Origin of the sequence: Candidatus Kryptobacter tengchongensis (genome assembly GCF_001458555.1) — a bacterium.
GTDB classification, from domain to species: domain Bacteria; phylum Bacteroidota; class Ignavibacteria; order Kryptoniales; family Kryptoniaceae; genus Kryptonium; species Kryptonium tengchongense.
In genome coordinates this window covers 1-10,579 of the sequence record NZ_CZVH01000069.1, presented here as the reverse complement: position 1 = coordinate 10,579, position 10,579 = coordinate 1, and the positions used below count along the sequence as shown (strand labels likewise).

At 36.5% G+C, this 10,579-nt stretch carries 9 protein-coding genes and 1 tRNA gene; 2 read left to right on the top strand and 8 right to left on the bottom strand.

The genetic code is table 11. The features are described 5' to 3' along the window. The 4 genes from AT685_RS06005 to AT685_RS05990 form a co-directional block, all read right to left on the bottom strand. The coding region (locus AT685_RS06005; RefSeq protein ID WP_420021847.1) for a hypothetical protein at positions 1 to 232 on the bottom strand (232 nt) is incomplete at its 3' end. Between the two features lie 75 nt (positions 233 to 307). Beyond that, the gene (locus AT685_RS06000; protein WP_072151944.1) at positions 308 to 1,261 is read right to left on the bottom strand and encodes a GSU2086 family protein; all 954 of its coding nucleotides are present in this window, start codon (positions 1,259 to 1,261) and stop codon (positions 308 to 310) included. Next, positions 1,261 to 2,055 (bottom strand): DUF3108 domain-containing protein, encoded by a 795-nt coding sequence (locus AT685_RS05995; RefSeq protein WP_072151943.1) that lies wholly within the window; start codon positions 2,053 to 2,055, stop codon positions 1,261 to 1,263. Before AT685_RS05995 ends, AT685_RS06000 begins: the two co-directional genes overlap by 1 nt. Then, positions 2,048 to 3,076, bottom strand: coding sequence for a glycosyltransferase family 9 protein (locus tag AT685_RS05990; protein WP_072151942.1), 1,029 nt, complete (start codon positions 3,074 to 3,076; stop codon positions 2,048 to 2,050). The genes AT685_RS05995 and AT685_RS05990 overlap by 8 nt, the downstream gene beginning before the upstream one ends. Before the next feature lie 162 nt (positions 3,077 to 3,238). Between AT685_RS05990 and AT685_RS05985 the strand changes: the two genes are divergently transcribed. Continuing rightward, on the top strand, positions 3,239 to 5,026 hold the full coding sequence (locus tag AT685_RS05985; protein ID WP_072151941.1) for a lytic transglycosylase domain-containing protein: 1,788 nt from the start codon (positions 3,239 to 3,241) through the stop codon (positions 5,024 to 5,026). 46 nt (positions 5,027 to 5,072) lie between these two features. Continuing rightward, positions 5,073 to 5,588: an aminoacyl-tRNA deacylase gene (locus tag AT685_RS05980; protein WP_234696260.1), complete on the top strand. Its 516-nt coding sequence runs from the start codon at positions 5,073 to 5,075 to the stop codon at positions 5,586 to 5,588. A 104-nt stretch (positions 5,589 to 5,692) separates the two neighbouring features. On the opposite strand, the gene AT685_RS05975 is transcribed toward AT685_RS05980, so the two are convergent. From AT685_RS05975 to AT685_RS08440, 4 genes are all read right to left on the bottom strand, one after another. Next, positions 5,693 to 5,782 (bottom strand) — tRNA-Ser (locus tag AT685_RS05975). 49 nt (positions 5,783 to 5,831) lie between these two features. Then, positions 5,832 to 7,130: a TolC family protein gene (locus AT685_RS05970; protein WP_072151939.1), complete on the bottom strand. Its 1,299-nt coding sequence runs from the start codon at positions 7,128 to 7,130 to the stop codon at positions 5,832 to 5,834. A 49-nt stretch (positions 7,131 to 7,179) separates the two neighbouring features. Beyond that, a complete protein-coding gene (locus AT685_RS05965) occupies positions 7,180 to 10,287 on the bottom strand; it encodes an efflux RND transporter permease subunit (protein ID WP_072151938.1) in 3,108 nt (1,035 codons plus the stop codon). A gap of 21 nt (positions 10,288 to 10,308) precedes the next feature. Then, positions 10,309 to 10,579, bottom strand: a 271-nt coding sequence (locus AT685_RS08440) for an efflux RND transporter periplasmic adaptor subunit (protein WP_420021846.1), incomplete at its 5' end; no start/stop codon positions are given.

Below are 10,579 nucleotides of genomic sequence, written 5' to 3'. Positions count from 1 at the left end.
TTATTTCAAATAAAGTTGGGGTTTTTAACTTAAAAATTTCTCTATATCCCACTTCTTGCCATCTTGCAAAAAGTAAAGTTGGAACAAAGATGAAAAAGAATTGGGAAAACATCGTCATGAATCTAAAGCCTTGAACATTTTCTTTGTCAAGCCCACCAAATAGAAGAAATGTAAGACCCGCACCAAAGAATTGATAAAGGACAAATACGGTTCCAAGCGCAATCAATGTCATGGTAATCGGAGAGGATTTGAGAGAACCTTTGATTTGATTCTTTCCCTGTTCAGGTTTTTCGTTTGTCATTTCAAATTAAATTTTGCTTTTTATCATTGCCACAAGAAGTGGTATCATTATTTCATGATGACCTGTTATCATAAAGCCCTGACCACCACCTTGGGTTGGGCGCTGTACAACATTGACAGTTGGTCTGTAATGGCGCAACATATCAAAGTTTGCAGTTGTGAAGCCGAAAGCATTGTATCCGAGATTGCGAACGACAGTCAGAGCCTTTAAAAACACCTCTGGCATTATAACTGCTGAACCGATATTTATAATGACGCTTTCTGAGTCAAGCTTTGTTAAAACATTGCATAAGATTTTAAAATCACGAAAGCTCATCTCACCTGTAATCGCACCATCCATAGTGGGTTGTTGGTGAATTATGTCAGTTCCAATTGCAGCGTGGACTGTCACAGGTATATTTAGATTGTAAAGCGATGCAAGGATGCTGTAATCTTTGTTGGGAGCGTTTGAATCATTTAGTTGCTTGCCGAGCGCCTCACCATAACCGAGGTCTGAGTTTTTGCAGTAGTGCTCAAGTGTAAGATTTATAAAATCGCCAGTTTCTTTTGCCATTCCGAAACTTCCGTCCATTATGTTTTCGGCAACATCTTCAGATGTTTGTCCGAAGAGTGCGGTTTCAACATCGTGAATCGCTGTTGCGCTGTTCATAGCAAGAGCTTTTAAAACTCCCATTCTTCCAAGCTCAATCAAGAGTGGAGCAAGCCCAACCTTTATAACATGAGCCCCGATAAGAAAGATAACAAGTTTATCTTTTCTATATGCATTCACAATTTTATCAACCAGAAATTTTAAGTCTTTAGCAACGAGTATCTCTGGGAGGGAATCAACGAATTCTGAAAAGCTTTGAGTTTTCGGGTCAAATATCTTTGCAAATTCATTTGTGTTGACTTTACTTTTTCTGTTCTTTATTGAGATGGTTTTAACCTTTGAAAGGTCAATTTTTTCATATTTTGATTTCATCAATCCAATTTTGCATTTATCTTTTCAATTCCTTCAAAGTCTCTTAATTCTCCATCTACATTTCCTATCGGAATTTCTGCTGTCATTTTAATTGGAATTTTTTTATCGTCATTTGTTATCCAGAGTAAAAATCTGCCCTTAGCTTTGAAAAGCCCACCTTCAACTATCAAAGGCTCAACGATTACACAGTTAAATTTTCCTGCTTTAACTTTTACCGTCTGCTCACCAAGATATTTAATTTCAAGCGGATATGTTTTGTTTCTGTAGAAATTTTCAAGTTTTATTCTATCGCCTGGTTTTTTATTTGAGTAATCTTGTGTTCTTGCATAGTAAAAGGCAGAAAAGACATCCTGTGCATATTGGGGAATTGGATAGATACCTTCTGATGTTTTTGCAATTAAATTGATATGATCAAACTCTGCGTAGAAATCACGCACATATCCGCCTTCTCTAATATGTTGTTCAAATCTCCATGGGAAAATTCCTTCAACATCAATTAAACTTTCATATCTATCATCAACTTTATAAAATATGGAAAAAAAAGGCAATGACCAGACTCTGAAAACTGCACGATAACATTTACGTCCGTTGTAATCAATTATCTCGGGGATTGAAATTTCCGCTTCTCCAACTTTGATAAACTTATATTTAACATCGTAGAAAAGTCGTTCGCCGACCTTAAAAGCGTTGTGTTCAATTTTTCTGTTGTTGAATTGAATTACTTTTTCAGGCGAATCTTGTTTGAAACAGGCAAACAACGCTAAGATGAAGGGTAAGAGCAATTTTTTAAGCATCAACCTTAATTTTTTCTTTTATTGCTTTTACGACATCATCTATGTTTATAAGATCCATACAATCAAAGAATTTACATTTTTCGCCGATACATTTTTTGCATTCAAATGGTATATTTGGGATGAATATAATCCTGTTAGCCGTGTATGGACCCCATCTCCTTGGGCTCATAACCTTTATCGGGGGATAAAACCCAATAACGGGAGTTCCAAGCGCACTTGCTACGTGAATTGGTCCTGTGGAATTTGAGATGAATAAGGAAGCATTTTTTATCAACGCTGAAAGTTCTTTCAAGTTTAAAAGCCCGGCTAAATCATAAACATTTTTTAAACCGTTGCCAACGAAGTGAACAAGTTGCTTTTCTGATTTGCTACCCGTGAGGATGATTTTGAATCCTTCTTCCGAAAGTTTTTTCACAAGTTCACGAAATTTTTCGGGTTTTAGATCCCGAGCTGAGCCCTTGCTCCCGGGGTGAACCACGATATAACTTTCGTTGTTTAATCCATTCTCAATCAAGAGTTTTTGCACATTTTCAAAAGCATAGTTTGGAATGAAAATGTCAAATTTAATTTCTTTTACCTCAACCCCAAGTGCTCTTATCAAATTTAAGTTATATTCAACCTCATGTTTTTCGGCGTATTTTCTATGTTCAAAAACTTTTTTGTTGAAAAAAAGTGAAAAAAATCTATATCCAGTTCCAACCCTTACCGGGACACGGGCAAGCCAAAGTGCCAGTGCAACTTTGAAAATTGGGAAGACAACAACCGCAAGGTCAAAATTTTTCCGTTTTATCCTTTTGGCAAGTTGAAAAACATTCTCATCAGGTTTATAAAGCATCACTTCATCAATTGCCCTGTGTCCTTCAAGAATTTCAGCTGTATATTCGCTTGCAAGAAAAGTTATTTTGGCACCGTAAAACTCTTTGAGGGCATTTACAACTGGCAAAGTCAATATAACATCTCCAATTTTATCTGTCCGACAAACAAGTATGTTGCTTGCGTTAAACTTTTGAAATTTATCCATTTAAAATTTTTCTCGTTTTTTGCTTGATAAAATATAAGTTAAGAGTCGCTAAAAAACAATTTGAAATCTGGCGGTGAAAATTTCGTCAAAAGAACTTATTTGAATGGAACGGTAAATCAAAAATCTTGATTTTGTCTTTTTAAATTAATATCTTAACTGCAGATGAAAATTTATAAAAATCGTGGAGGTGAGATGCACAGAAAATTTTTACTGCTTTCTCTCTTTCTTTATAGTTGCGCTGTTAAGGATGTGACTGTAAGAGAGACACAGTTTGAAAATTCCGCAGATACATCCAATGTTTGTGTAGTGTCCGATTCTGTATCTATTGTTGAGCCTGACACCTCCACTAATACATCACTTACGCGGAGAGAACTTTTAAAGAATGACATCTTAATTTACGATTCTTTGACGACATCAAAACTTTTAAGCGAGATAAAAAGAGATTACGAACTCGCCCTTGAATATATTCATCAAGGTGATACGATATCCGCAGTTAGCGTTGTTCATTCGGCAATTGAAAAACTTGAAGAGGTTTCAAAAACAAGTGAGATTGAATTTAACAAGGACTTTGAAGTCATAAGCTCAAAATTGCTTTCGCTTTATCAAAAATATATTTCAAAATTTGATTCGCTTTTTCAAGAAACTTCCCTTCAGGAATACATTTCAAACATTCAAGATAAACTTAATCAAATAGCTGAGGCAGTTGACACTTCAAAGGTTGAGTTAAAACTTGAAGAGATACCAGAACTTAAGACCACGATTCCACTTGTCATAAATGATTATGTTCAAGGATATCTTGATTATTTTCAAAACGAGGGTCGCTATTTTATGGAGTTGTGGTTAAGTAGATTGGGGAAATATCTTCCGATGTTCAAAAGAATTTTTGCAGAATATGAACTACCAGAGGAATTGATTTACCTTTGCATGATTGAAAGCGGAGTGAGCCCGTTTGCTATTTCAAGAGCAAGAGCTGTTGGAATATGGCAATTTATTAAGGGGACGGGGAAATTATATGGGCTTGAGGCAAATTGGTGGTATGACGAAAGAAGAAATCCCGAAAAATCAACACGAGCAGCAGCACAACATTTGAAAGATTTATACGAATTGTTCGGTGATTGGCATCTTGCAATAGCAGCGTATAATTCAGGTGCTGGTAAGGTTCAAAGAGCTATAAGAAAAGCGGGTATTGCCGATTTCTGGAAGATAAGGAAATATCTGCCAAGGGAAACAAGAAATTATGTCCCACAGTATATAGCTGTAACTTTGATTGCACTTGAACCTCAAAAATATGGTTTCCAACCACCAACTCCAATTGATGAACAGATTGAATACGATGAGGTCATAGTTGATGCAAGCGTTAACTTGAAGAAAATTGCTGAATGTGCTGAAACCGACCTTGAAACTTTACTTGAATTAAACCCTGAGCTCATTCGTGGATATACACCACCGCATAAATACAACTTAAAAATTCCAAAAGGGAAGAAAGAAATTTTTATCGCAAATTATCAATCTTTGCCCGACGAAGAGAAAAGAAAGTTCATCGTTCATACTGTGAAAAGGGGCGAAACTCTTAATAAAATTGCAAGAAGATATGATGTCCCATTAAACATTCTCTACAGTTTTAATCCAAAAGTTAATCCTCGTGCTTTAAGAGTTGGTCAGGTTATCCTAATACCTGATATTTCCAGACTTAGTTCAGGTTATAGTGAAAGTTTTAGACAAAATAAAATAACATCGGTCAGCAGAAAAAGTAATGCAAGAGGACTATTAGACGAGGACAAGATTATCTATCGTGTCAGAAAGGGGGATACTTTATATTCAATCGCAGAGAAATATAATGTTAGTGTTGGGGAAATTAAAAAGTGGAACCGTTTGAAAGGTAACCTTATAAAAGAGGGACAAAAGATAATAATTTACACTGGCTCTCCAGCATCTGGGGGGAGTGATTGATTTTTTGAGTCTTTAAGGGTAAATTTAGTTTGGTTGAAGTTTTCCTTTGCTTGACCTGCTGGTGGATTATAACTTAAGATGGAGGTCTCTCATGGCTATATGTGAAAGGTTAAAAAATTATCTTGATTCAAACGGGGTGAAATATGTCACCATTATTCATTCAACTGCATTCACTTCACAGGAGATTGCTGCAAGCGTTCACATCAAAGGAAAAGAATTTGCAAAATGTGTAATTGTTAAGTCAAACAGTAGATTTTTTATGCTTGTTATCCCTGCAGATCACAAAGTGAATTTTGAAAAAGCTAAAGGTGCTTTAAATGTTGAAAATTTAAGCCTTGCGACTGAAGAAGAATTTAGACAGTTGTTTCCTGATTGCGAAACTGGAGCTATGCCACCATTTGGAAATTTGTATGATGTTCCTGTTTATGCTGATGAAAAACTTAGGGCAAATGATGAGATAAGTTTCAACGCTGGAACACATAACGATGTTGTGAAGATGAAGATGAGTGATTATGTTCGGCTTGTTAATCCAATTTTTTGTGATTTAAGTGAGCATTTATAAAGCGGTATTTTGAATTTTTAAGTCAGCCAGTGTAGTGATGAATCGCGATAAACTCGGTGTGTGGGTTTCTTTAACTATTTTGTATGAGCAGGTGTAATTAAAAGCGGAGGGGGTGGGATTCGAACCCACGATCCCGCTTTTAGCGGGATAGCGGTTTTCGAGACCGCCCCGATCATCCACTCCGGCACCCCTCCAGAAAATGCGTTTAAAATTTAAAAAAACAGGACAAAAGATACAATCTGATTATTCAAATAATTCCCCGCTTAATTTCAAAAGATTTATCTCAGCGATTTTAGCTTGATAAAGAGCTGAAATTAGCCTACTTTCTGCATCAATGTATGTTTTCTGTGCCTCTCTTAGTTCAAGGGGCGTCAGAGCGCCAAGGCGATATCTTTCTATTGCTATGTCAACATTTTCTCTTGCTATTTCAAGGTTTTCCTTTTCAAATTCAATTAACTTTAAACTCGTGCTATAACTTTCGTAAAATTTCAAAATTTGCGCTTTTACAGCGTTTTTGATCTGCTCAAGTTTTATTTCACTGTTGAGCACCTCAATCCTGGAATTTTCATATTCTCTTAAAGAATTGAAGCCGTTGAAGAGATTGAAAGAAAAGCTTAAACCGTAATTTAATCCAAGGTTTTGATTTGAGGCGATAAATCCAGCTTGCGATTTAGAACGTGTAAAGTTATATCCAATGAAGAAATTAACCCTCGGAAATAATTTCGCCCTTGTGTTTAATAGATTTAATTTTGCAATTTCCATGTTTCTTTGAGAAATGGAGATTAAACGGTTGTTTTGATTCGCTTTTGATAGTAAATCATCAACCGAAAGTTTTTTTATTTTAATTGTATCAACCACATCAAAATCAATGTTTGGATCTCTACCGAGTAATAAATTTAAATTAACCTTTGCATTTTTAAGTTCAATTTCTTGTCTTAAAAGTGTGTTCCGATCCGCATTTAAATCTGCTTTTGCCTGAAGAAATTCCGTTTTTGAAGCAGTTCCAACTTTATATTTTTCTTCCGCTATTTTTACCCTTTGTTCGGAAATTGCTATACCTTCTTTTAGGGCTTTAAGAATTTCCTTTTGTCTTAAAATATCATAGTAAGCAAACATGACGCTTGTGATGATCTCCTCTGATGTTACAATTGAAGTTATTTCAACAAGGTTTTTTGTCTCTTTCAGTTTATTGTAATTGATAATGCTGGAGAAACCATCAAAAATTGTCCAATTAAGCGTGACGCCAAGATTAAGCGAACTTGAAATTGCACCTGTTCTGTTTATTGATCTTCCGTCAAAGTATTCCTGTCTTGTGTTGTTTGAGCTTTTGCTATAGCCAGAATTTAAATCAACTGTTGGGAGAAATCCAGCGTTTCCGAGCGAGAAATTGTTAAGTGCAATTTCAAAGGCGTTATTTGAGATTTTTATATCATGATTGTTTTTTAAGGCGAGATTTATTGCTTCTTCAAGTGTTAGCAGTTCCTGGGCATGTAGATTTAGAAGTGAAGCAAAGCTCAAGAGCAAGATGAAAATTTTTCTCATAGCTTTAAAAACGAATTTTTTGTTTTTGTCTTTGGCATTCAAAAAGTTCTCATTTTATCCCACTGTTATTAACCTGTGCAAGTTCAATTTCAGATGGCTGTTCTTCAATTTTAAGTTCCTCAGTTTTTCTTTCTTTTGAGAGATATGAATAAATCGCAGGTATCACATAGAGTGTTAGCACTGTTGAAAAGATTAATCCACCAATCACTGCTATACCCATTGATCTTCTGCTTTCTGCGCCAGCTCCAAGTGCAAGTGCTACTGGAACAAAGGCAAGTATTGTGGTCAAGCTTGTCATGAGAATTGGTCTGAACCTTTGAACAGCTGCATCTTTAACGGCTTCAACTTTAGCAAGTCCCATTGCTTTTCTCTGGTTTGCAAATTCAACTATTAAAATTCCGTTTTTTGTTACGAGTCCAACGAGCATTATCTGTCCAATTTGGCTGAAAATGTTAAGTGTTTGATTGAAATACCACAATGAAAATAAAGCTCCTGCGAGAGCAAGCGGAACAGTGAACATGATGATCAATGGGTCAAGGAAGCTTTCAAATTGAGCAGAGAGAACTAAATATGTAAGTATAAGTGCAAGGATCATGACAAAGGCTAAGCTTGATGAGCTTTCGGCATAATCCCTTGAGGGACCTGCGAGGTCTGTTAGAAATGTTTCATCAAGGGTTTTATCTGCTATTTCTTGCATTGCTTTAATTCCGTCGCCGATTGTTTTCCCTGGGGCAAGCCCTGCGGAGACAGTGGCTGAAATATAACGATTAAATCTGTAAAGTTGGGGTGGATTTGCTTCTTCTTCAATAATTACCAAATTGTCAAGTTGAATTAATTTCCCCTCGTTATTTCGCACATATATTGACTTTAGATCCGCTGGTTTTTCAGCACTTTCTTTTACGATTGAACCGATAACTTGATACTGTTTTCCACCAATTGTGAAGAAACCTAATCTCTGTTCGCTATAGGCAAGCTGAAGCGTTTGAGCGACATCTGAAGTTGAGACACCAAGTGATTTTGCTCTTTCGCGATTTACTTTGACTTTTAATTCTGGTTTATTGAATTTAAGATCAACATCAATGATGGTAAATTCTGGGCGTTTGCTTGCTTCATCCAGAAATCTTGGTAGAAATTGTTTTAGCTTTTCAAAGTTTGGAGCTTGGATTACGAATTGGACTGGCAATCCACCACGAGCTACCCCTATCGTTTGTTCCTGGGATACATAAGCTCTTATTCCTGTCAATTGTCTAAGTTTTTTTGTTAATTCATTAGCTATTTCTTGTTGGCTTTTTTCCCTTTTATCTTTTTCACTCAATCTTATTCGCATAAAACCGGTATTTGAACCTGTTCCTCTCCAAGCTGGTGATGTTATGGCAAAAATTGCCTCGGCTTCCGGGACTGTTTCTTCAACAAGTTTTAAAAGTTCATCCATGTATTTTCCCATCTGTTGGTATGATGTCCCTTCAGGTGCTGTTGCGTTTATGTTGAGCATACCTCTATCTTCAAGTGGAGCCAGCTCGGATGATAAGCTTGTGCCAAAAATTATAATCGCAATCGCTGATATCCCCATTATCACAAAGGCAAGCCATCTTTTTTTCATAAATTTGTCAAGCGAACCCCTGTAAAGATTCATTAATTTACTGAAAAATAGTTCAGTCTTCCAGTAAAACTTTGAATGCTCTTTTCTTAGAAATCTCACGCTTAACATAGGTGAAAGAGTTAGGGCAACAAGCGAAGAGATTACAACTGAACCTGCTATCACGACCCCAAACTCTCTGAATAACTTTCCCGTAAATCCTTGAATAAAGATCACAGGCATAAATACAGCAACAAGAGCTATTGTAGTTGCAATTACTGCAAAAAATATCTCTTTTATCCCACGCACGCCAGCTTCATATGGATTAAATCCTTTTTCAATTTTTGAATAGATGTTTTCAAGCACAACGATGGCGTCATCAACAACCATGCCTATAGCAAGGACAAGCCCAAGCAATGTCAAAACATTTATTGAAAAGTTTGCAAGATACATTATAAAAAACGCACCGATTAATGAAACAGGGATTGCGATTATTGGAATTAAGGTTGCTCTCCATTCCCGAAGGAAAAAGAAAATTATCACAACAACGAGACCAAAGGCTATTAAAATCGTTTCCCTTACCTCAGCAATTGAACGTCTTATATATTTTGTTGTGTCAAAGCCAATTCCAAGTTGTATGTCCTCAGGAATTTCTCTTTTGAGTTGTTCAATTCTCTTGTAAAATTCATTTGCTATGTTTATATGATTTGCCCCTGGCTGTGGGATGATAGCGACCCCAACTTGCGGGATTCCGCCTTTACCTTTCATAATCGTTCTTATATTTTCGGGGGCAAGCTCGGCATATCCGACATCTTTTAATCTTATAATTCTGCCTTCAGATTCTTTTATTATCAAATTGTTGAAGTCCTCAGGTGTTTGAAGTCTTCCGATTGTTCTTATTGTTAATTCAGTCGTTTTTCCTTCAATTCTCCCAGCTGGAAGTTCAATGTTTTCTCTTGTTAAGGCATTTCTTACATCAAGCGGGGTTAAATGATATGCAGCAAGTTTAATTGGATCCATCCATATCCGCATTGAGTATTTTTTCTCGCCCCAGACTCTCACCTCGCTTACCCCAGGGATAGTTTGCAATCTTTCTTTGAAAATGTTGTTTGCGATATCTGTTAACTCAAGCAAGTTTCTTTTGTCGCTTTGGATGGTTAAAACGATTATTGGAAAGGCATCAGCATCTGCTTTTTGCACAACAGGGGGGTCAACATCGGGTGGAAGCAAACGCATCGCTCGTGAAACTCTATCTCTGACATCATTTGCTGCGGATTCAAGGTCTTGATCAACTGTGAATTCAACTCTTATTGTGCTTCTCCCATAACTGCTAACGGATGTAAGTGTTCTTATCCCGGCAATTCCACTTATTGACTCCTCAAGCGGCTCCGTTATTTGGGATTCAACAATTTCTGGATTTGCACCTGGATAGCTTGTTGTCACGGTTATGACAGGTGGATCAACCGCTGGATATTCTCTTACACCAAGATAGAAATATGAAATGATCCCAAAAATTAAAATGACAAGAGATATAACAATTGATAAAACGGGATGCCTTATGCTAAGTGATGAAATCCCCATGACTTTATCTCCATTTAGATTTTATTCAATTTCGGAAATTCTTACTTTGAATCCAGATTTTAATTGTAAAAGCCCTGTCGTTAAAACAGTATCTCCGGGTTGAAGTCCTGATTTTACCTGTATAAACCTTTCGGTTCTGATTCCAGTTTCAATTTTTCTTTCAAGTGCTCTTCCAGAATTAAAAACAAATACGCTGTTTCCTTCAGTACTTGGGATTACGGCTTCGGCTGGTATTAAGATTGCATTGGGTATTTCCTCAAGTATAACTTCAATTTCAGCGAACGCACCGGGG

Bases quoted from the DNA above. Each gene is read 5' to 3' on its own strand.
- AT685_RS06000 (WP_072151944.1), bottom strand. From the start codon at position 1,261: ATGAAATCAAAATATGAAAAAATTGACCTTTCAAAGGTTAAAACCATC.
- AT685_RS05995 (WP_072151943.1), bottom strand. From the start codon at position 2,055: ATGCTTAAAAAATTGCTCTTACCCTTCATCTTAGCGTTGTTTGCCTGT.
- AT685_RS05990 (WP_072151942.1), bottom strand. From the start codon at position 3,076: ATGGATAAATTTCAAAAGTTTAACGCAAGCAACATACTTGTTTGTCGG.
- AT685_RS05985 (WP_072151941.1), top strand. From the start codon at position 3,239: ATGAAAATTTATAAAAATCGTGGAGGTGAGATGCACAGAAAATTTTTA.
- AT685_RS05970 (WP_072151939.1), bottom strand. From the start codon at position 7,130: ATGAGAAAAATTTTCATCTTGCTCTTGAGCTTTGCTTCACTTCTAAAT.
- AT685_RS05965 (WP_072151938.1), bottom strand. From the start codon at position 10,287: ATGGGGATTTCATCACTTAGCATAAGGCATCCCGTTTTATCAATTGTT.